This window comes from Polaromonas sp., from assembly GCF_035638815.1.
Classification (GTDB): Bacteria; Pseudomonadota; Gammaproteobacteria; order Burkholderiales; family Burkholderiaceae_C; genus Polaromonas.
In genome coordinates, this window is record NZ_DASQZG010000014.1 from 40,124 (window position 1) to 59,257 (window position 19,134).

The 19,134-nt window shown below is 58.4% G+C and carries 25 protein-coding genes; 3 read left to right on the forward strand and 22 right to left on the reverse strand.

Annotated elements, in window-relative coordinates:
• Window positions 1-19: 19 nt before the first annotated feature.
• From rpmJ to VE934_RS08965, 20 genes are all read right to left on the reverse strand, one after another.
• Entirely contained in the window at window positions 20-133 is a 114-nt protein-coding gene (gene rpmJ, locus VE934_RS08870) for a 50S ribosomal protein L36 (RefSeq protein WP_188709717.1), read from the reverse strand.
• Window positions 134-162: 29 nt separating this feature from the next.
• A complete protein-coding gene (infA, locus tag VE934_RS08875) occupies window positions 163-381 on the reverse strand; it encodes a translation initiation factor IF-1 (protein ID WP_007869286.1) in 219 nt (72 codons plus the stop codon).
• A gap of 4 nt (window positions 382-385) precedes the next feature.
• The gene (gene secY, locus VE934_RS08880) at window positions 386-1,705 is read right to left on the reverse strand and encodes a preprotein translocase subunit SecY (RefSeq protein ID WP_324886505.1); all 1,320 of its coding nucleotides are present in this window, start codon (window positions 1,703-1,705) and stop codon (window positions 386-388) included.
• Between the two features lie 21 nt (window positions 1,706-1,726).
• Complete coding sequence (rplO, locus tag VE934_RS08885) at window positions 1,727-2,158, reverse strand: 50S ribosomal protein L15 (protein ID WP_324886507.1); 432 nt, start codon at window positions 2,156-2,158, stop codon at window positions 1,727-1,729.
• A 12-nt stretch (window positions 2,159-2,170) separates the two neighbouring features.
• Window positions 2,171-2,353: a 50S ribosomal protein L30 gene (rpmD, locus tag VE934_RS08890; RefSeq protein ID WP_077592479.1), complete on the reverse strand. Its 183-nt coding sequence runs from the start codon at window positions 2,351-2,353 to the stop codon at window positions 2,171-2,173.
• A 10-nt stretch (window positions 2,354-2,363) separates the two neighbouring features.
• Complete coding sequence (gene rpsE, locus VE934_RS08895) at window positions 2,364-2,882, reverse strand: 30S ribosomal protein S5 (protein ID WP_188709721.1); 519 nt, start codon at window positions 2,880-2,882, stop codon at window positions 2,364-2,366.
• Between the two features lie 17 nt (window positions 2,883-2,899).
• Window positions 2,900-3,265: a 50S ribosomal protein L18 gene (gene rplR, locus VE934_RS08900; RefSeq protein ID WP_324886510.1), complete on the reverse strand. Its 366-nt coding sequence runs from the start codon at window positions 3,263-3,265 to the stop codon at window positions 2,900-2,902.
• 11 nt (window positions 3,266-3,276) lie between these two features.
• Window positions 3,277-3,810 carry a 50S ribosomal protein L6 gene (gene rplF, locus VE934_RS08905; protein ID WP_324886513.1) on the reverse strand — a complete coding sequence of 178 codons (534 nt, stop codon included), beginning with the start codon at window positions 3,808-3,810 and terminating at the stop codon, window positions 3,277-3,279.
• Between the two features lie 24 nt (window positions 3,811-3,834).
• Window positions 3,835-4,230, reverse strand: coding sequence for a 30S ribosomal protein S8 (gene rpsH / locus VE934_RS08910; protein WP_324886515.1), 396 nt, complete (start codon window positions 4,228-4,230; stop codon window positions 3,835-3,837).
• Between the two features lie 15 nt (window positions 4,231-4,245).
• Window positions 4,246-4,551, reverse strand: coding sequence for a 30S ribosomal protein S14 (rpsN, locus tag VE934_RS08915; protein WP_324886517.1), 306 nt, complete (start codon window positions 4,549-4,551; stop codon window positions 4,246-4,248).
• Window positions 4,552-4,558: 7 nt separating this feature from the next.
• On the reverse strand, window positions 4,559-5,134 hold the full coding sequence (gene rplE / locus VE934_RS08920) for a 50S ribosomal protein L5 (RefSeq protein WP_324886519.1): 576 nt from the start codon (window positions 5,132-5,134) through the stop codon (window positions 4,559-4,561).
• A 2-nt stretch (window positions 5,135-5,136) separates the two neighbouring features.
• Window positions 5,137-5,457: a 50S ribosomal protein L24 gene (gene rplX / locus VE934_RS08925; protein ID WP_324886521.1), complete on the reverse strand. Its 321-nt coding sequence runs from the start codon at window positions 5,455-5,457 to the stop codon at window positions 5,137-5,139.
• 9 nt (window positions 5,458-5,466) lie between these two features.
• Window positions 5,467-5,835, reverse strand: coding sequence for a 50S ribosomal protein L14 (rplN, locus tag VE934_RS08930; protein ID WP_007869247.1), 369 nt, complete (start codon window positions 5,833-5,835; stop codon window positions 5,467-5,469).
• Window positions 5,836-6,115: 280 nt separating this feature from the next.
• Complete coding sequence (locus VE934_RS08935; protein WP_324886529.1) at window positions 6,116-7,702, reverse strand: glycerol-3-phosphate dehydrogenase/oxidase; 1,587 nt, start codon at window positions 7,700-7,702, stop codon at window positions 6,116-6,118.
• A 151-nt stretch (window positions 7,703-7,853) separates the two neighbouring features.
• Window positions 7,854-9,656 carry an ABC transporter substrate-binding protein gene (locus VE934_RS08940; RefSeq protein ID WP_324886531.1) on the reverse strand — a complete coding sequence of 601 codons (1,803 nt, stop codon included), beginning with the start codon at window positions 9,654-9,656 and terminating at the stop codon, window positions 7,854-7,856.
• Window positions 9,657-9,795: 139 nt separating this feature from the next.
• Window positions 9,796-10,104 (reverse strand): DUF2160 domain-containing protein, encoded by a 309-nt coding sequence (locus VE934_RS08945; RefSeq protein ID WP_324886533.1) that lies wholly within the window; start codon window positions 10,102-10,104, stop codon window positions 9,796-9,798.
• A 135-nt stretch (window positions 10,105-10,239) separates the two neighbouring features.
• Window positions 10,240-11,052, reverse strand: coding sequence for a carbohydrate ABC transporter permease (locus VE934_RS08950; protein WP_324886535.1), 813 nt, complete (start codon window positions 11,050-11,052; stop codon window positions 10,240-10,242).
• A complete protein-coding gene (locus tag VE934_RS08955; RefSeq protein ID WP_324886537.1) occupies window positions 11,045-11,938 on the reverse strand; it encodes a sugar ABC transporter permease in 894 nt (297 codons plus the stop codon). The genes VE934_RS08950 and VE934_RS08955 overlap by 8 nt, the downstream gene beginning before the upstream one ends.
• Window positions 11,935-13,011 carry an ABC transporter ATP-binding protein gene (locus VE934_RS08960; protein WP_324886539.1) on the reverse strand — a complete coding sequence of 359 codons (1,077 nt, stop codon included), beginning with the start codon at window positions 13,009-13,011 and terminating at the stop codon, window positions 11,935-11,937. Before VE934_RS08960 ends, VE934_RS08955 begins: the two co-directional genes overlap by 4 nt.
• Window position 13,012: 1 nt before the next feature.
• Complete coding sequence (locus VE934_RS08965; RefSeq protein ID WP_324886541.1) at window positions 13,013-14,089, reverse strand: ABC transporter ATP-binding protein; 1,077 nt, start codon at window positions 14,087-14,089, stop codon at window positions 13,013-13,015.
• A 183-nt stretch (window positions 14,090-14,272) separates the two neighbouring features.
• Between VE934_RS08965 and VE934_RS08970 the strand changes: the two genes are divergently transcribed.
• The 3 genes from VE934_RS08970 (at window position 14,273) to proC (ending at window position 17,489) form a co-directional block, all read left to right on the forward strand.
• Entirely contained in the window at window positions 14,273-15,040 is a 768-nt protein-coding gene (locus VE934_RS08970; protein WP_324886543.1) for a DeoR/GlpR family DNA-binding transcription regulator, read from the forward strand.
• Between the two features lie 31 nt (window positions 15,041-15,071).
• Window positions 15,072-16,565 carry a glycerol kinase GlpK gene (gene glpK / locus VE934_RS08975; RefSeq protein ID WP_324886545.1) on the forward strand — a complete coding sequence of 498 codons (1,494 nt, stop codon included), beginning with the start codon at window positions 15,072-15,074 and terminating at the stop codon, window positions 16,563-16,565.
• A 78-nt stretch (window positions 16,566-16,643) separates the two neighbouring features.
• Window positions 16,644-17,489, forward strand: coding sequence for a pyrroline-5-carboxylate reductase (gene proC, locus VE934_RS08980; protein ID WP_324886547.1), 846 nt, complete (start codon window positions 16,644-16,646; stop codon window positions 17,487-17,489).
• Window positions 17,490-17,577: 88 nt separating this feature from the next.
• On the opposite strand, the gene ubiA is transcribed toward proC, so the two are convergent.
• Both ubiA and VE934_RS08990 read right to left on the reverse strand, forming a co-directional pair.
• Window positions 17,578-18,441, reverse strand: coding sequence for a 4-hydroxybenzoate octaprenyltransferase (ubiA, locus tag VE934_RS08985; protein WP_324886549.1), 864 nt, complete (start codon window positions 18,439-18,441; stop codon window positions 17,578-17,580).
• Window positions 18,442-18,522: 81 nt separating this feature from the next.
• Entirely contained in the window at window positions 18,523-19,050 is a 528-nt protein-coding gene (locus VE934_RS08990) for a Dps family protein (protein WP_324886551.1), read from the reverse strand.
• Between the last annotated feature and the right edge of the window lie 84 nt (window positions 19,051-19,134).

Below are 19,134 nucleotides of genomic sequence, written 5' to 3' on the forward strand. Positions count from 1 at the left end.
CTCTAAAACTCTTGAAAAATCAGCCTTGGCGCTGCTTGTGGCGTGGATCTGCGCAGATTACGCGAACAACGCCCTTGCGACGGATGATCTTGCAGTTGCGGCAAATTTTCTTGACCGAAGCTGAAACTCTCATTTCTTTCTCCTAAACTCTTCAAACTTTGCTTACTTGGCGCGAAACACAATGCGTGCACGCGACAAATCGTAAGGCGTTAACTCAACCGTCACCTTGTCGCCAGGAAGTATGCGGATGTAGTGCATTCGCATTTTCCCGGAGATGTGCCCCAAAACTACATGTCCGTTTTCCAGCTTCACGCGAAATGTCGCGTTAGGCAAATTTTCCACGACCTCGCCCTGCATCTGGATGACGTCATCCTTAGACATTCCATCAGGCGCCCGGCGAAGTTTTAAAGTTGGCCTTCTTCAGCAGGGATTCGTACTGTTGAGACATCATGTAGTTCTGGACCTGCGCCATGAAATCCATGGTGACAACCACAATAATCAGCAAGGATGTGCCGCCAAAATAAAACGGCACGTTGTACTTCAAAATCAAAAACTCAGGCAACAGGCACACAAAGGTGATGTAAACGGCTCCGGCCAAAGTCAGGCGAACCAGAATCTTGTCGATGTACCGCGCCGTCTGATCACCAGGACGGATGCCCGGAATGAAAGCCCCGCTCTTTTTCAGGTTGTCTGCTGTTTCCCGGCTGTTGAACACCAACGCCGTATAAAAGAAGCAGAAAAATACAATCGCTATTGTGTACAACAACACATAAATTGGTTGCCCCGGGGTCAGGGTGCCAGCAATGTCTTTTAGCCAACGCATGCCATCACCGGCGCTAAACCAGCCCACCACCGTCGCAGGCAACAGAATAATCGAGGATGCAAAAATCGGAGGGATAACACCCGCCATGTTCAACTTCAAAGGCAGATGGGACGACTGGCCGCCATACACCTTGTTGCCTACTTGCCTTCGGGCATAGTTGACCAAAATCTTCCGTTGGCCGCGTTCCACAAAGACGACAAAATAAGTCACCAGTGCAACCACGACCACAATCACGATGGCCACCAGCACATTCATGGCGCCAGTACGAACCAGCTCAAGCAAACCGCCCATCGCGCTTGGCAAACCTGCTGCGATTCCCGCAAAAATCAGGATCGAAATACCATTGCCCAAACCGCGCTCGGTAATCTGCTCACCCAGCCACATCAAAAACATCGTGCCGGCGGTCAAACTGACCACCGCGGTCATGCGAAAGCCAAAGCCAGGGGCCAACACCAGACCCGGGGAGCTCTCCAGCGCAATCGCTATACCCATGGACTGAAACAGCGCCAGACCTAAGGTGCCATAACGCGTGTACTGCGTAATCTTCCTGCGACCGGCTTCGCCTTCTTTCTTCATCTGCTCAAATGTCGGAACGACATAAGTCAGCAGTTGCATGATGATGGAAGCCGAGATGTAGGGCATGATCCCCAACGCAAACACCGTGAACCGCGAGAGGGCGCCACCGGAGAACATATTGAACAAACTCAATATGCCGCCCTGCTGCCCTTTAAACAATTGCTGCAATTGCGCCGGGTCAATTCCAGGAACCGGAATATGCGCACCGACGCGATAAACCACCAGCGCAAGCAACAAAAACACAAGCCTGTTGCGCAGGTCACCGAACTTGCCGGTTTTCGCAATTTGTGCAGAGCTGGTTGCCACTGATTTATCCGTCTTGAAGTTTTAAGCGAGGGCGCCGCCGGCGGCTTCGATCGCAGCTTTTGCACCTGCAGTCGCGCCAATGCCATTGAGCTTGACGGCTTTGGTCAGCTCGCCAGACTTGATGACTTTGACATTCTTAGCGATCTGGCCCACGAGGCCTGCCGTCTTGAGCGCCAGCAAATCGACCTCAGCCAAACCGAGTTGCTCAAGAGCAGCCAGTGTGACTTCAGCGTTGTACTTGAGGTTATGCGACTTGAAGCCACGCTTTGGCAAGCGGCGCTGCAAAGGCATTTGACCACCCTCAAAGCCGACCTTGTGGTAGCCGCCCGCACGGGATTTCTGGCCTTTATGACCGCGACCTGCGGTCTTGCCGAGGCCAGAGCCGATGCCGCGTCCGACGCGGCGTTTGGCATGTTTTGCGCCTGCGGCAGGCTTGATTCCGTTTAGTTCCATCATTAGCTCCGCTTACAGCACCTTGACCAGGTAGCTGATCTTGTTGATCATGCCGCGCACTGCGGGCGTATCCTGCAACTCGCTCTTGCTGTTGATACCGCGCAGGCCCAGACCACGCACAGTCGCGCGGTGGGATTCCTTGGTGCCAATCGGGCTGCGAACCAGGGTTACCGTGAGTTTTTTCTCTGTCGTCATGGGTACCGCCTTAGCCGAAGATTTCTTCAACTGATTTGCCACGCTTGGCTGCAATGTCCGAAGCCGTTGTGGAGTTGTTCAGCGCGTCCATCGTGGCACGCACCATGTTGTAAGGGTTGCTGGAACCATGGCTCTTGGCCACGATATCCGTGATGCCCATCACTTCAAACACTGCACGCATAGGACCGCCCGCAATGATGCCGGTACCCTTGGCGGCTGGCATCATCATGACGCTGGCTGCACCCCAGTGGCCGAACACATTGTGGTGAATGGTGCCGTTTTTCAACGAGACCTTGGTCATGTTGCGACGGGCTTCTTCCATGGCCTTTTGCACGGCAGCTGGCACCTCTTTCGATTTGCCCTTGCCCATGCCGACGCGACCGTCGCCATCACCAACCACTGTGAGTGCGGCGAAACCGAGAATACGGCCACCCTTCACCACTTTGGTCACGCGGTTGACCGCGATCATTTTTTCCTTCAGACCATCGTCTGGAGCGTCGTTGTTTGATTTTGCTTGAAACTTGGCCATACTTATTTCCAGTCTGCTTAGAACTGCAAGCCAGCTTCGCGAGCCGCATCAGCCAGCGCTTTGACGCGGCCATGGTACGCAAAGCCAGCGCGGTCAAACGCTACTTTTTCCACACCTGCTGCCTTTGCTTTTTCAGCAATACGCTTGCCAATGGCCTGCGCAGCAGCAACGTTTGCACCCTTGCCGGAAGCTCCGAGGTCCTTGCGAACTTCAACTTCTGCGGTGGAGGCAGATGCCAGGATCTTGCTGCCGTCGCCAGAGATGACGCTGGCGTAAATATGCAAATTGGTGCGATTGACGGTCAGACGGGCAACACCTTGCGTGGCAATGCGGATGCGGGTCTGGCGTGAACGACGAAGGCGCTGCTCTTTTTTGGTCAACATGATGCAGCTCCTTATTTCTTCTTGGTTTCTTTGATCGTGATCTTCTCATCCACATAGCGGATGCCCTTGCCCTTGTAAGGCTCGGGGGGACGAACAGCACGAACTTCGGCGGCGATCTGACCAACACGCTGGCGGTCGGAACCCTTGATCACCACTTCAGTGGGGGTAGGGGTTGCAACGGTAATGCCAGCGGGCATGTCCATGATCACAGGGTGGGAATAACCAACCGTCAGATTCAGCTTGGCGCCTTGCGCCTGGGCCTTGTAACCCACGCCGATCAGGCTCAGCTTTTTCTCGAAACCCTTGGTCACGCCGGAGACCATGTTGTTCACGAGCTGGCGCATGGTGCCACTCATGGCATTGGCTTCACGGGAATCATTGGCAGGCACAAAAGTCAACTTGCCGGCATCGTTCTTGATGGTGACCAGCGCGTTTTGCGTCAAAGCCAGGGTACCAAGGCTGCCCTTGACATTGATCTGGTCGTCTTTCATCGCCACATCCACACCCGCAGGCAGGACAACTGGCATTTTTGCTACACGAGACATTTTCTTTACTCCTCGATGTCGCCGTTAAGCCACGTAGCAAAGAACTTCACCACCGGTACCGGTAGCGCGAGCTTTGCGATCAGTCATCACACCCTTGGGCGTGGTGACAATGGCGACGCCCAGGCCGTTCATGACCTGAGGGATGGCGCCGTGGCCTTTGTAAACGCGGAGACCAGGGCGGCTGACGCGCTCAATGCGCTCAATCACGGGCTTGCCTGCGTAATACTTCAGGGCGATTTCCAGCTGGGCTTTGCCGTCGTCGGTTTTGACGGAGAAGCCATCGATGTAGCCCTCATCCTTCAACACTTGCGCGATGGCAACTTTGACTTTGGAAGACGGCACCAGCACAACAGCTTTTTCAACCATTTGTGCATTGCGGATACGCGTCAACATGTCAGCAATAGGATCACTCATGCTCATTTTGTAATTCTCCTATTACCAGCTTGCCTTGGTGATACCAGGGATATCACCAGCAAAAGCCAACTCACGGATCTTGGCGCGAGCCAGCCCGAATTGACGGAATGTGCCACGCGGACGGCCCGTGATCGCACAACGGTTGCGCTGACGTGTCGGGTTCGCGTTGCGGGGCAGCTTTTGCAATTCCAGACGGGCCAGGGCGCGCTCTGCATCGGAGCGCTTGGCGTCGTTGGACGTTGCTTTGAGTTCTGCGTATTTCTTGGCGAATTTGGCGGCGAGTTTTTCGCGCTTCAGTTCACGTTGCAATAAAGCTTGTTTTGCCATGCCCGCCTCAGTTCTTGAACGGAAAACGGAAGCCGGTGAGGAGCGCCTTGCACTCTTCGTCGGACTTGGCCGTGGTGGTGATGCTGATATTGAGACCGCGCAGGGCGTCGACCTTGTCGTACTCAATTTCAGGGAAGATGATCTGCTCTTTCACGCCGATGTTGTAGTTTCCGCGGCCATCAAAGGCCCGGCCGGAAATACCGCGGAAGTCACGAACGCGGGGCAGAGCCACGGTCACGAAACGATCGAGGAATTCATACATCTGCACGCCGCGCAGGGTGACCATGCAACCAATGGGCAGGTCTTCGCGGATTTTGAAACCGGCGATAGCCTTTTTGGCTTTGGTGACCACGGGCTTCTGACCGGCAATCTTGGTCATGTCGCTGACAGCGTGGTCCATGACCTTCTTGTCGGCAACCGCCTCGCTCACACCCATATTGAGCGTGATCTTGGTGATACGCGGAACCTGCATTGGCGACTTGTAGCCAAACTTTTCCATCAGGGCCGGCGCGATTTTTTCGCGGAACTGGGCCTGCAGGCGAGCCTGCGCAGGAGCAGCTTGAGTAGGTGCGGTTTTTGCCATGTTTATGCAGCCTTGATTTCGTCGCCGCTGGACTTGAAGACGCGCACTTTTTTGCCGTCAGCCAACAACTTGATGCCAACCCGATCAGCCTTGCCCGACGCCGCATTGAAAATGGCTACGTTGGACTGGTGAATCGGCATGCTTTTTTCAACGATGCCGCCGGTGGTGCCCTTGAGAGGGTTGGGCTTGGTGTGTTTTTTCACCAGGTTGATGCCCTCAACCAGCACGTAGCTGTCGTCTTTGCGGAGTGTGATCGTGCCGCGCTTGCCCTTGTCCCGGCCTGCGATGACGATGATCTCGTCGCCTTTGCGAATCTTGTTCATGGTCTGCCCTTACAGAACTTCAGGAGCCAGGGACACGATCTTCATGAACTTTTCGGTGCGCAATTCGCGCGTGACCGGTCCGAAGATGCGGGTGCCGATAGGCTCCAGCTTGGCGTTAAGCAACACTGCTGCGTTGCCATCGAATTTGACGAGGGAGCCATCACCGCGGCGGATGCCTTTGGCGGTGCGAACGACCACAGCACTGTAAACCTCGCCTTTTTTGACGCGGCCACGTGGAGCGGCTTCTTTGATACTCACCTTGATGACATCACCAACGCTGGCGTACCGGCGCTTGGATCCGCCCAGCACTTTGATGCACATCACGGATTTGGCGCCCGTGTTGTCAGCAACATCGAGTTTGGATTGCGTTTGAATCATTTAAATTTAGTCCCAACTTGCACCGGAACGCCCCTCTTTCAAGAAGCAGACCAATCAGTCTTGGGCCTGTCGTCCACATTGCAAACCACTCGCAATGCTTCCGTTAGGCAGAATTCTTAGCTTTTTACAGCGAAGCCCACGATTATTATCAATTTCGAGCTCTCTGTCAACAACCTGCGTGCAAAACCGATGCAGAAGCGCGACGACGCGGCGATTATGAGCAGAAGTGGCACCTCGCCCTTTACCAATGGGCAGAGTGAGCTATCAAAAAAGGAGCGGATCAGGCGGGAACAGTGAGGTATTGCCCGGCGAGCTCCAGAAATTCGGCCAGATGCGGGTCCCAATTGTTTTCTTCTTGCAGCAGGTCGGCAACCTCAGGCGCCAAGGATTTGGCGAGCGCCGCATCCAGAAACAGCAAGCGGGACCGGCGTGCGAGAACGTCCTCAACCGTCCTGGCGTACTCGTAACGTGCCGAAAACCGAACCATGGCTTCTGTTAGACCGCCACCCAGCGTGCGTTCGGCCCCCGGCAAGGCCAAAACCGAAGCAGCCTCGTTGCCATAAAGATGCACCCCGGGGGCGTCGCTGATCTTGTGCACGGAAGCCTGGGCTCCCACCAGCCTCAAGTCTGCTGTCACCCCTCCCGGCCGTTTGGGTAGCAGCGCCGCCTTAAAGCAGTTGTCCAGCACGTCCTCGGCCATGGCCCTGTAGGTTGTCCACTTTCCACCGGTCACCGTGACAAGACCACTTTTACTGATCAATACCGTGTGCTCGCGCGATAAGGCCTGCGTACCGTCTCCATCTTCTTTGGGCGGCTTCACCAGTGGACGCAGGCCCACCCACATGCTCTTGATGTCCGCGAGCTTGGGCGCCCTGCTTAAATAGCGGGCAGACTCACCCAGGATGAAGTCGATTTCCTCGCGAAAAGCCAATGGCTCGCGCGCCAGGTCACTGCGGGGGGTATCCGTTGTACCCAGAATGGTTTTCCCCAGCCAAGGCACGGCAAACAAAACCCGCCCATCGGCGGTTTTGGGAATCAGCAGGGCATGGTCACCCGGCAAAAAAGACCTGTCCACCACGATATGAACACCCTGACTGGGCGCCACGACAGGCTGCACGTCACGGCCAATGGCCTCGCCGTCCAGCACGCGGAGTTGGTCCACCCAAACCCCCGCCGCATTCACAACACATGTCGCTCGCAGCGTAAATGCCTGCCCACTTTCTTGCTCCGTGACACGTAAACCAACCAGCTTTCCTGCCTCGTGGACAAGCCCCGTGGCGGGGCAGTAATTAATAAGCAAAGCGCCCGCCCGCGCCGCACTCCGGGCCAACGCCAGCGCCAGACGCGCATCGTCAAACTGTCCATCCCAATACTTGACGCTGCCTTTGAGCCCGGCCTCGCGTGCAGTTGGCAGGCATTTCAACGTCTCATCACGGCTCAGAAATTCTGTGCTGCCCAGGCCTGCCTTGCCGGCCAGGGCGTCATACATCTTCAGGCCCACACCGTAAAACGGCGTCTCCCAAAACTTGTAGGAAGGCATTACGAAAGGAAGGGGCTGAGCCAGGTGCGGCGCATTGGCCAGCAAGCGCGTGCGCTCGTGCAAGGCCTCACGCACCAAAGATATATTGCCCTGTGCCAGATAACGAACGCCGCCGTGAACCAGCTTGGTTGCGCGTGAGGACGTTCCTTTGGCAAAGTCGTGCGACTCAACCAGAACCACGGAGAACCCGCGCGCCGCTGCGTCCAGTGCAACACCCAGTCCCGTAGCGCCACCGCCGATGATGGCGATGTCGTATGTATGGGCCGCCTGCAGGCGCCGTATCAGTTCTGCGCGCGGCGTAGGCAGCGGCGGTGATCCAAAAGTCATGGGCTCCATCGATCCATCTCCAGGGAAACCCCAGAGCAGGTTTCGCCTTCCTCGCCTGGTTATTGGTGGATGCGCGGGCCCCGTGCACGCGCATCCACTCTCTCAAACAATGTGCGGGCCTATGCGGGTTTTGGCCCGCATAGCTCCGCTTTTAGCGAACCTTGCCGTCTTTCCAGGCTTGCAGCAACTTGTCGTAGTTGATGGTCTCGCCTTTTGGTTTTTCATTGGCGAGCTTTTTCCACGGTGCACCGGTGTCACTCAGGTACTTGGCCGGATCACCCTTGGGATTGAGCTTGGGAGGGCAATTCGCCATACCCGCACGCTCAAGCCTGCCCAGCACCTGGTCCATCTCGTCGGCAAGGGTATCCATCGCAACCTGCGGTGTTTTTTCGCCTGTCACCGCCTGTGCCACGTTTTTCCACCACAACTGTGCCAGCTTGGGGTAGTCAGGAACGTTGGTGCCGGTTGGCGACCATGCCACGCGCGCCGGGCTGCGGTAGAACTCAACCAGACCACCCAGCTTGGGCGCCATGTCGGTCATGGCCTGTGAGCGGATGTCGGATTCGCGGATCGGTGTCAGTCCGACCATGGTCTTTTTCAGCGACGTCGTTTTGGCCGTCACGAATTGCGCGTACAGCCAGGCTGCGGCCGTGCGGTTGGCGTCGTGGTCCTTGAAGAAAGTCCATGAGCCCACGTCCTGGTAGCCGTTTTGCATGCCCTGCTTCCAGTAGGGACCGTTGGGGCCTGGAGCCATGCGCCACTTCGGTGTACCGTCGGCATTAACGACTGGCAAGCCGGGCTTGACCATGTCCGCGGTGAACGCGGTGTACCAGAAGATCTGCTGTGCGATCTGACCCTGCGCAGGCACTGGACCAGCTTCGCCGAACGTCATGCCGGTGGCTTCCTTGGGCGCGAACTTCTTCATCCAGTCGACGTACTTCGTCAGGGCGTAAACGGCCGCTGGCGAGTTGGTCGCGCCGCCCCGGGCAACCGAGGCGCCAACCGGTGTGCACTTGTCATCACCCACACGTATGCCCCACTCGTCCACAGGCAGTCCATTGGGGTTGCCAATGTCCGCAGTGCCCGCCATGGAGAGCCATGCGTCCGTGAAACGCCAGCCAAGCGAAGGATCTTTCTTGCCGTAGTCCATGTGACCATAAATCGGCTTGCCGTCAATTTGTTTGACGTCGTTGCTGAAGAAGGCCGCGATGTCTTCATAGGCGGACCAATTGAGTGGGACGCCCAGGTCGTAGCCGTACTTGGCCTTGAACTTTTCCTGCAGTTCAGGCTTGGCAAAAAGGTCAGCGCGGAACCAGTAAAGATTGGCAAACTGCTGGTCAGGCAACTGGTAGAGCTTCTTGTCCGGTCCGGTGGTGAAACTGGTTCCGATGAAGTCCTTCAGGTCGAGCCCGGGGTTGGTGAACTCTTTACCCGCACCTTCCATATAGTCGGACAGCGCCAGGATTTTGCCGTAGCGGTAGTGAGTGCCGATCAGGTCCGAGTCGGAAATCCAGCCGTCATAAATCGACTGGCCGGACTGCATGGAGGTCTGCAGCTTTTCAACCACGTCGCCTTCCTGAATCAGGTCATGCTTCACCTTGATACCGGTGATTTCCTCGAACGCCTTGGCCAGGGTTTTGGACTCGTATTCGTGTGTGGTGATGGTTTCAGAAACCACAGAGATTTCGTTCACACCCTTGGCTTTGAGCTTGGCAGCGGCATCGATGAACCATTTCATCTCGGTAGCTTGCTGATCCTTGGTCAAAGTCGATGGCTGGAACTCGTTGTCTATCCACTTCTTTGCAGCGTCTGAGACTACTGGAGCCGGAGCCGCAGCAGGCGCGACCACAACGGGCGGCGCGACAACTGCAACCGGTTCTTCCTTTTTCCCGCAGGCGGACATCATCAAGACTGCCGCACCGATGGCCGACAGTGCATAAATAGAGCGCTTCATCGTTTAACTCCCTGGCGTTGGGCCACAGCAAGCGCTGCGGCAGTGGTGTAAAAGTTCATCTCAGTCTCCTCAATGACTTCCCCATATTCCCTGACACGCCGGCGGGGAAGGGTTGCCGGGCGCCGTTCTCCTGAAAAAACTAGCCCTTGCGCATCACCAGCGCAATCCATCCCATGGAAATGACAAAACTGATCCAGATCGACGGGTCCACTTGAAGCCCCATCGCCGCTCCCAGCTTGCCACTCAACCCCACAAAGATGAGGTTGATATATGCAGCGCCGAGCAGGCCGATAAACAGTCTGTCTCCGCGCGTGGTTTCCAGCGGCAAAAACCCGCGGCGCATCGCCGTAGGCGATTTGATTTCCCAGACCGTCATGCCGATCAGCATCAACACAATGCAGCTGAAAAATATGGCAACCGGCAAGGTCCACGCCATCCACTCAAACATATGTTTTCTCCTTGTTCGCGGGCCGTGGGTAGGCACTGCATGGACGGCAGAAAAGGGCTACCGCGGAACCGGCTCTGCCGGGCCGCAGGTGGCGCCCCCTTGAGGGGGAGGTGCCGAAGGCACTTCGGGGGTGCTTCATACCCTGCCCATCGCAAAACCCTTGGCAATGTAGTGCCGCACAAACCAGATCACAATCGCGCCCGGCACGATGGTCAACACGCCCGCTGCCGCGAGGGTTGCCCAGTCCATGCCCGAGGCCGATACGGTGCGAGTCATCGTCGCCACAATGGGTTTGGCGTTCACGCTGGTCAGCGTTCGCGCCAGCAGCAACTCAACCCAGCTGAACATGAAACAAAAGAACGCCGCCACCCCGACGCCAGCCTTGATCAGGGGCAGGAAAATAACCACAAAAAAGCGGGGGAAGGAATAGCCGTCGATATAGGCCGTCTCGTCAATCTCGCGAGGGATGCCGCTCATGAAACCCTCCAGAATCCAGACCGCCAGGGGGACGTTAAACAACAGATGCGCCAGCGCCACGGCGATGTGCGTGTCCATCAAGCCCACCGTGGTGTACAGCTGGAAGAACGGCAACAAAAAGACGGCCGGCGGCGTCATGCGGTTGGTCAGCAGCCAGAAGAAGACATGCTTGTCGCCAATGAAGCTATAGCGCGAGAACGCATACGCGGCCGGCAGTGCCACGGTGATTGAAATGACCGTGTTGATGGCTACATAAATCAGGGAGTTGATGTAGCCCGAATACCAGGACGGATCGGTAAAAATCGTCCGGTAATTGGCCCAGGTGAACTCTTGCGGGAAGAACGAAAAGCTCGAGACAATCTCTGAATTGGTCTTGAAGCTCATGTTGATCATCCAGTAGATGGGCAACAGGGCAAAAATTATGTAGGCAATGAGAAACAGCGTTCTCGCCTGAAAGCGCGGTTTATTCACCGGTGTTCTCCTTGGTCGCCGTTCCAACCCGCTGCATCCAGTTGTAGAGGATGAAGCACAGCAGCAAAATGATCAGAAAGTAAATCAGCGAGAAAGCTGCCGCGGGACCGAGGTCAAACTGCCCCACGGCCTTTTGCGTCAGGTATTGCGACAAGAATGTGGTGGCATTGCCAGGACCGCCGCCCGTCAGTACAAAGGGCTCGGTGTAAATCATGAAGCTGTCCATGAACCGCAGCAGTACGGCAATCATGAGCACGCCGCGCATCTTGGGCAGCTGGATATAGCGAAACACAGCGAGCTTGCTGGCGCCGTCGATGCGTGCAGCCTGGTAATACGCGTCCGGAATGGAACGCAGGCCGGCGTAGCAAAGCAGCGCAACCAGCGGCGTCCAGTGCCAGACGTCCATGATCAGCACGGTCAGCCATGCATGCGTGGCGTTGCCGGTGTAGCTGTAATCAAATCCCATTTTCTGCAGCGTCATGCCCAGCAGCCCGATGTCGGCCCGGCCATAAATCTGCCAGATGGTGCCCACCACATTCCAGGGAATCAGCAGCGCGAGGGCCACCAGCACCAGCACCAGCGAGGCCTTCCACCCTTGCGCCGGCATGGACAGGGCCAGTGCAATGCCCAGCGGAATTTCAACCGCCAGCACAGCCACCGAAAAAGTCAACTGCCGCCACAGGGCTGCATGCAAATCCTGGTCGCGCATCACCGCCGCAAACCACTCGGTGCCGACAAAAACCCGCCGGTCTGGCGAAATAATGTCCTGCACCGAATAGTTGACCACCGTCATCAGAGGCAAGATGGCCGAGAAGGCTACGCACACCAGAACCGGCAGCACCAGCAACCAGGCTTTCTGGTTGACGGGTTTGGTCGTTGTACTCATGCCACCAACTCCTCGTTTTTATAAAAGCAGGTGTGTGTGCCAAGCACGTGCAGCCACACCGTGTCGCCCGGTTTAGGCTGCGCGGCGTCTGGATGGAGGCGCACCTTGAGAGCCACATCGCCGATCATCGCCGTGAGCATCACGTGGGTTCCGATGTCCTGCGCGCGCGTGACGGTTGCGGACAAAGCACCGCCCGCACCTGCGGCCGACAGCGTCACATACTCGGGTCGGACCCCCAGCTTGTAGTCGCCGTCTGGCAGCTCGCGACCGGACGGCATTGCCAGCGTCTGACCCGCTATCTCGAGTGATTCACCCGCTACACGGGCTGGCAGGAAATTCATGCCCGGTGACCCAATAAAGTGACCCACAAAGGTGTGCTGCGGGCGCTCAAACAGTGCGTCAGCACCGCCCACCTGCACAGCACGGCCGCGCGTCATCACTATCACCTGCTCGGCAAAGGTCAAGGCCTCGATCTGATCGTGGGTGACATAAATCAGGGTGAGCTTGAGCTCATGGTGAATCTGCTTGAGTTTGCGGCGCAACTGCCACTTCAGATGCGGGTCGATGACCGTCAAGGGTTCGTCAAAAAGAACGGCCGATACATCAGGCCGCACCAGGCCCCGGCCCAGCGAGATTTTCTGCTTGGCGTCGGCTGACAAACCTGCCGCGCGCTGGTTCAGCTGCCCGCTCATCTCCAGCATTTCGGCGATCTGACCGACGCGCTTCTTGATCTGGTCTTCCGGCATCTTCCGGTTGCGCAGCGGAAAGGCAAGGTTCTCCGCCACAGTCATGGTGTCGTAGATCACCGGAAACTGAAACACCTGGGCGATGTTGCGCTCTTGCGGCGAGGCGTGCGTCATGTCGCGCCCGTCAAACTTGACGCTGCCTTGCGATGGCGCCAGCAGGCCGGAAATAACGTTGAGCATGGTGGTCTTGCCGCAACCCGAAGGGCCCAGCAAAGCGTAGGCGCCGCCATCATCAAAGGTCATCTTCAGGGGCAGCAGCGCGTAGTCGGCGTCCTCAACCGGGTTGGCCTTGTAGGCATGCGCGAGGTCCAGATCAATGCGAGCCATCTCAGTGACCTCCCCGGCGCTGCGGCGCTACAAGCAACTCATCCTTGTCGTCGAAGACGTAGGCGTGCGAGGGATGCAGATACAACTGGATGGCCATGCCGAGCTCAAAATAATGCACGCCCACCAGCTGGGCAACCAGCTCACCTACCGCCGTGCTGACGTGCACAAAAGTGTCGGAACCCGAAATTTCCGCCAACTCAACCTGTCCGGCCAGAACGATGTCGCCCTCGCGCCGCGTTTCGCGCAGCGCACTGGCACGCACGCCGACCGTCAACGCGGATGAAGCACCGGAAGGCAGGCGAATGGCCAACTCGCCTCCACCCGCCAGCTGAACACCGCCTTGCGCACTGACGCTGGCCTTGATGAGATTCATTGGAGGATCGCTGAACGCGCGCGCGACGCGCAGTGACTTTGGCGAATGGAATACTTCAGCAGTCGGCCCGTATTGCAGCAACTCGCCGCGATCCAGAACCGCCGTGTATCCCCCGAGCAGTAGGGCCTCACCGGGCTCGGTGGTCGCATAAATCACCGTGGAGTCGCCGGCCGCAAAAAGCTGCGTCAACTCTTCCCTCAGCTCTTCGCGTAGCTTGTAGTCCAGGTTGACAAGGGGCTCGTCCAGCAGCATCAGGGGGGCGCCTTTGGCGAGCGCACGCGCCAGGGCAACGCGCTGCTGCTGGCCACCAGACAGCTCAGCAGGGTAGCGATCCAGAAACATCTCTATATGCAAACGCTCGGCAATCTCGCGCACACGCTGATCGATATTTTTTTCGCCGCGCAGCTTGAGCGGGGATGCAATGTTGTTGGCGACTTTGAGCGACGGATAGTTGATGAACTGCTGATAGACCATGGCGACATTGCGCTCGCGCACGGGCACGCCGGTCACATCCGCACCATCCACCCGTACCCGGCCCGAGCTGGGAACGTCCAATCCCGCCATGATGCGCATCAGGCTGGTTTTGCCCGCCTGGGTAGCACCGAGCAACACGGTCACCTCACCGGGTCGCGGCGCCACCGTCATGTCGTAAAGCCATTGTTCAGGCCCGACCTTTTTGCTGATGCCTTCGGCTACGAGCTGCATGGCGCCCTCCATGCAACTGAGGGCACGTCAATCCACTGACAGAAAGAGTCCAAGGTCGGTCCCGGTAAAGTTCGTATTTCTTCTATTTTTATTCTTTTTGTTTCGTTTGTAATACATGATTTCCCTAATTTGTTTCTTTTTGTTTCGCTATACAGTCATCTCACTTCCAATCCACAATCTCGCGTGAATTCAAATCCCCGGCAACTCAAACTCCTCGACGTCGTCCGCGAGCGCGGCTCTGTCACCGTAGAGCAACTCGCAGACACACTGGATGTAACCCTGCAAACCGTGCGCCGCGACGTGCAGCGTCTGGCCGATGAGGGCCTTCTGGCCCGGTTTCACGGCGGTGTACGGGTACCCACATCAACCACTGAAAACCTGGCACACCAGCAGCGCGAAAGCCTCAACGCCGATGGCAAGGCCCGCATCGCGCGGGCCGTCGCCAACGAGGTGCCTGACAACTGCTCCCTGATCCTCAATATCGGCACCACCACCGAGGCCATCGCCAAGGCCCTGCTGCAGCACAAGGGGCTGCGGGTGATCACCAACAACCTCAATGTGGCGGCCATTTTGAGCAGCAATTCGGATTGCGAAGTCATCGTGGCGGGCGGCGTGGTTCGCGCCCGGGACCGCGGCATTGTGGGCGAGGCAGCCGTTGACTTCATCAAACAGTTTCGCGTGGACATTGCCTTGATCGGTATTTCCGGCATCGAGGCCGACGGATCTCTGCGCGATTTTGATTACCGGGAGGTCAAGGTCGCGCAAACCATCATCGAACATGCGCGCGAGGTCTGGCTGGCGGCAGACAGCAGCAAGTTCAACCGACCTGCCATGGTTGAACTTGCTACGCTGTCGCAGATCGACCGCCTGTTTACCGACCAGCCACCGCCCGAGCCCTTTCCGGACCTCCTTATCGAAGCCGGCGTCAGCTGCCACGTGGCACCGGTCTAGTCGTCCCCCAACCTACCATCCAACAAGCCCCATGACCTACCTGCTCGCCCTGGACCAGGGCACCTCCAGCTCCCGCAGCATTGTGTTTGACGCCGAGGGCCGCATCGTGGCCATGGCGCAAAAGGAATTGCCGCAGATCTACCCGCAACCAGGCTGGGTCGAACACGACCCGATGGAAATCTGGCGCACGCAACTTGCCACAGCACGCGAAGCACTCTCCACAGCCAAGCTCAAAGCTGCAGACATCCGGGCCATAGGCATCACCAACCAGCGCGAGACCACCGTGGTGTGGAACCGCCAAACCGGCCTGCCCATTCACCACGCCATCGTCTGGCAGGACCGCCGAGCGGAGGCTACCTGCGCCGCACTCCGGGACGAAGGCAAAGCCCCGCTGATCCAGCAAAAGACCGGCCTGCTTGTCGATGCCTATTTTTCCGGCACCAAGCTGAAATGGTTGCTGGACAACGTGCCCCAAGCCAGGCAGCAGGCCGCCCGCGGCGAGCTCGCCTTTGGCACCATCGACAGCTGGTTGATTTGGCAGCTCACCGGCGGCAAGCTGCATGCCACTGATGTCACCAACGCCTCGCGCACCATGCTGTTTAACGTGCACACCAACAGTTGGGACGCCGAGTTGCTGGCACTGCTGGACATTCCAGAGAGCCTGATGCCCCGCGTGATGCCATCGAGTACGCACTACGGCGAAGTGCTGCCCGACTTGCTGGGCGCCGCGATCCCGATTGGCGGCGTCGCCGGCGACCAGCAAAGTGCGCTGTTCGGTCAGGCGTGCTTCAAGGAGGGCATGGCCAAAAACACCTATGGCACCGGTTGCTTCATGCTGATGCACACGGGCAACAAATTCCAGACCTCTCACAACGGGCTGCTCACCACCAGTGCGGCACAAGTGACGCAGCAGACCGAATACGCTTATGAAGGCAGCGTGTTTGTAGGTGGGGCCGTGGTGCAGTGGCTGCGCGACGGCCTGCACGCCATCAAAGGCAGCGGCGAGGTGCAGGGCCTGGCCGAAAGCGTGCCGGACTCCGGCGGCGTGATGATGGTGCCGGCATTTACAGGCTTGGGCGCGCCCTACTGGAAACCGGACGCGCGCGGCACCATCACCGGGCTGACACGCGGCACCACAGTAGCCCACATTGCACGGGCTGCACTGGAAAGCATTGCCTATCAAAGCGCCGCGTTGCTGCAGGCCATGAGCCGCGATGCCGTAGCCGCAGGCGCGGCACCGGTTGCAGAGTTGCGGGTAGACGGCGGCGCCTGTATCAATGATCTGCTGATGCAATTTCAGGCCGACCTGCTGGGCATACCCGTGGTGCGACCAGCGGTTACCGAGACCACGGCCCTGGGAGCGGCTTATCTGGCGGGCCTGTCCAATGGCGTCTATGCAAGCACCAGCGAACTTTCCGACATGTGGCGCGCCGAACGCAGGTTTTTACCCACCTTGAGCGCTGATCGGGCAGCCGGTCTGATGGCTCAATGGGAACACGCGGTGCGCCAAACGGTGCTGGCCTGAGCCTTGCGGCACCCGGGTGGGTGACAATCGGGTCGGGCGGATGTTTTCAAAGCCGCTCCCTCCAGCGAGCCACACCCCATGAGCACCCCTTCCACAACCAGTTCAAGCAGCAGCCGGCAACAGATTGCCTTCATTGGCGGCGGCAACATGGCCAGTGCCCTCATCGGGGGCCTGCTCAAACGCGGCCTGCCCGCCAGCCAGATCCAGGTAGTCGAACCCTGGACCGAGCAGCAAACCAAGCTCCAGGAGCAGTTTGATGTGCAAGTGCATGACAAAGCGGGCGAATCACTTGGCAGCGCCACGCTGGTGGTCTGGGCTGTCAAGCCGCAGACCTTCAAAGACGCCGCTCTGGCCACCCGCTTCCACACCAAGACCGCCCTGCACCTCAGCGTGGCGGCCGGGATCCGCTCGGACAGCATTGCGCACTGGCTGGGTACGCAGCGCGTGGTGCGCTCCATGCCCAACACACCCGCGCTGATTGGCAAGGGCGTCACCGCCCTGTTCCCCCGACCTGCCGTCAGTGCCACCGACCGCAAAACCGTCGAGCGTGTGATCCGTACCACGGGCGACTTCATCTGGCTTGATGACGAGACGCATCTGGATGCGGTGACCGCCCTGTCGGGGTCCGGCCCGGCCTATGTGTTCTACTTTATCGAAGCAATGGTTCAGGCCGGTGTGGACATGGGGCTCGGCCATGAACAGGCCCACAAGTTGGCAGTGGGCACCTTTGCCGGAGCGGCAGAGCTGGCCCGCTTGTCGACTGAACCTCCTGAAATCCTCCGCGCCCGGGTCACATCAAAAGGAGGGACCACCTATGCAGCCCTGTCATCGATGGAGCAGGATGACATCAAAAAACAATTCATGCGCGCAATACATGCCGCCAGGCGGCGCGCCGCAGAGATGGGCGACGAATTTGGGGCATAGTGATTACGATCGCAAACAGCCTCATCGTGCCGCCGCTTGATGGGAAGGGTCGGCTGCTACGATTATCGCGATACCGGTGCCCGTGTGGTCACAGGTCGACCAACGCATATGACAGGGCAATACCCGCAAACACCGCAAAACCCAGCCAGTGGTTGACGCGGAACGCCTTGAAGCAGGGGTCACGCTCACGCCCGCGTATCAGCCAGCCGTGCCAGAGCGCCTGAGCCAAGGCCACGGCAAGGCCGGCGAAGTAGATGGCCGGTTGCGGCAAATCCCGAAGCAGCCAGGCCCACAGCCCCAGATAGACAAAGTAACTCGCCATGACTGCGGCCACGTCAAACCGCCCCAGCGTGATAGCCGATGTTTTCATGCCGATCTTGAGGTCATCGTCCCGGTCCACCATGGCGTATTCGGTGTCGTAGGCAATCACCCAGAAAAGGTTGCCAATCAGCAGCAACCAGGCCAGCGCCGTCACCCTTGACTGCACTGCCGCAAAAGCCATGGGAATGCCGAAGCTGAATGCCACGCCCAGCACGGCCTGTGGCATGGACACCAGACGCTTTGCAAATGGGTAGATCAGCGCAACAGCCAGCGCCGCAAACGACCACATGATGGTGGCCCTGTTGGTCGTCAGCACCAGACCAAAGGCCAGCAGCGCCAGCACCGCGCCCAGCATCAGCGCCTCTTTGACGGAAACAGCGCCGCTGGTGACCGGCCGCTGTGCCGTGCGTTTGACATGGCGGTCAAAGTCGCGGTCCATCACGTCGTTAAAGCAACATCCGGCGCTGCGCATCAGGATGGTGCCCAGCGTGAACACCGTGAGCAGGTGCCAGCCGGGAAAACCATGCGCAGCCACCCACAGCGCTGACAGCGTGGGCCAGAGCAACAGCAGCCAACCCGCGGGACGGTCCCAGCGGATCAGTTGAAGGTAAAGTGCCCCCACGCTTTTCACTTCGTGTAATACGCTGTCCCCCGGGGGGGCTGACCTTGCTTGGGGCGGCCCTGCGCTGCGTCCGTCGTCGCTCACTTCTTGTCACTCTTCTAGCAACGAGCGCAGCATCCACGCGGTTTGCTCATGAACAGTGAGGCGCTGCGTCAACAGATCCGCGGTCGGCTCGTCGCCCGCCTTGTTTGCCACTGGGAACAGGCTACGCGCGGTACGTGCTACAGCTTCATGCCCCTGCACAAGAATACGAACCATTTCCAGCGCCTTGGGTGGTATGGCGGGCGCATCAGGCACTGAAGCGAGTTTGCTGAATTGGGCGTAAGAACCGGGCGCCGGATGGCCCAGCGAGCGAACACGCTCGGCGATCGGGTCCACCGCGGTCCAAAGTTCGGTGTATTGGGTCATGAACATCACATGCAGCGTGTTGAACATGGGTCCGGTCACGTTCCAGTGGAAATTGTGCGTGGTGAGGTACAGCGTATAGGTGTCAGCCAGCAGGCGGCTCAAGCCTTGCGCAATGGCCGCGCGGTCTTTTTCACCGATGCCGATGTTGATGGGCGGCGCGCCAACGCGTGCGGAAGATGCAGCAGCTTTGGGGGCGGCTTTTTTGACCATGAGGTGTCCTTTAAAAATCTTGAAGCTTCACTTTAAGCAATCGCTGAGTACGGAGCAACAGCCTGACTGTATCGCGCTGATAGT

What these genes read in the sequence shown, in the direction of transcription:
- proC (WP_324886547.1), top strand. Translation starts at nt 16,644, where the DNA reads ATGAGCACCCCTTCCACAACCAGTTCAAGCAGCAGCCGGCAACAGATT.
- rplR (WP_324886510.1), bottom strand. Translation starts at nt 3,265, where the DNA reads ATGTTGACCAAAAAAGAGCAGCGCCTTCGTCGTTCACGCCAGACCCGC.
- VE934_RS08935 (WP_324886529.1), bottom strand. Translation starts at nt 7,702, where the DNA reads ATGACTTTTGGATCACCGCCGCTGCCTACGCCGCGCGCAGAACTGATA.
- rplF (WP_324886513.1), bottom strand. Translation starts at nt 3,810, where the DNA reads ATGTCTCGTGTAGCAAAAATGCCAGTTGTCCTGCCTGCGGGTGTGGAT.
- rplN (WP_007869247.1), bottom strand. Translation starts at nt 5,835, where the DNA reads ATGATTCAAACGCAATCCAAACTCGATGTTGCTGACAACACGGGCGCC.
- infA (WP_007869286.1), bottom strand. Translation starts at nt 381, where the DNA reads ATGTCTAAGGATGACGTCATCCAGATGCAGGGCGAGGTCGTGGAAAAT.
- VE934_RS08965 (WP_324886541.1), bottom strand. Translation starts at nt 14,089, where the DNA reads ATGCAGCTCGTAGCCGAAGGCATCAGCAAAAAGGTCGGGCCTGAACAA.
- VE934_RS08945 (WP_324886533.1), bottom strand. Translation starts at nt 10,104, where the DNA reads ATGTTTGAGTGGATGGCGTGGACCTTGCCGGTTGCCATATTTTTCAGC.
- rpmD (WP_077592479.1), bottom strand. Translation starts at nt 2,353, where the DNA reads ATGACGACAGAGAAAAAACTCACGGTAACCCTGGTTCGCAGCCCGATT.
- rplE (WP_324886519.1), bottom strand. Translation starts at nt 5,134, where the DNA reads ATGGCAAAAACCGCACCTACTCAAGCTGCTCCTGCGCAGGCTCGCCTG.
- VE934_RS08960 (WP_324886539.1), bottom strand. Translation starts at nt 13,011, where the DNA reads ATGGCTCGCATTGATCTGGACCTCGCGCATGCCTACAAGGCCAACCCG.
- rpsE (WP_188709721.1), bottom strand. Translation starts at nt 2,882, where the DNA reads ATGGCCAAGTTTCAAGCAAAATCAAACAACGACGCTCCAGACGATGGT.
- rpsN (WP_324886517.1), bottom strand. Translation starts at nt 4,551, where the DNA reads ATGGCAAAACAAGCTTTATTGCAACGTGAACTGAAGCGCGAAAAACTC.
- glpK (WP_324886545.1), top strand. Translation starts at nt 15,072, where the DNA reads ATGACCTACCTGCTCGCCCTGGACCAGGGCACCTCCAGCTCCCGCAGC.
- VE934_RS08955 (WP_324886537.1), bottom strand. Translation starts at nt 11,938, where the DNA reads ATGAGTACAACGACCAAACCCGTCAACCAGAAAGCCTGGTTGCTGGTG.
- rpmJ (WP_188709717.1), bottom strand. Translation starts at nt 133, where the DNA reads ATGAGAGTTTCAGCTTCGGTCAAGAAAATTTGCCGCAACTGCAAGATC.
- rplO (WP_324886507.1), bottom strand. Translation starts at nt 2,158, where the DNA reads ATGGAACTAAACGGAATCAAGCCTGCCGCAGGCGCAAAACATGCCAAA.
- rpsH (WP_324886515.1), bottom strand. Translation starts at nt 4,230, where the DNA reads ATGAGCATGAGTGATCCTATTGCTGACATGTTGACGCGTATCCGCAAT.
- rplX (WP_324886521.1), bottom strand. Translation starts at nt 5,457, where the DNA reads ATGAACAAGATTCGCAAAGGCGACGAGATCATCGTCATCGCAGGCCGG.
- VE934_RS08940 (WP_324886531.1), bottom strand. Translation starts at nt 9,656, where the DNA reads ATGAAGCGCTCTATTTATGCACTGTCGGCCATCGGTGCGGCAGTCTTG.
- VE934_RS08990 (WP_324886551.1), bottom strand. Translation starts at nt 19,050, where the DNA reads ATGGTCAAAAAAGCCGCCCCCAAAGCTGCTGCATCTTCCGCACGCGTT.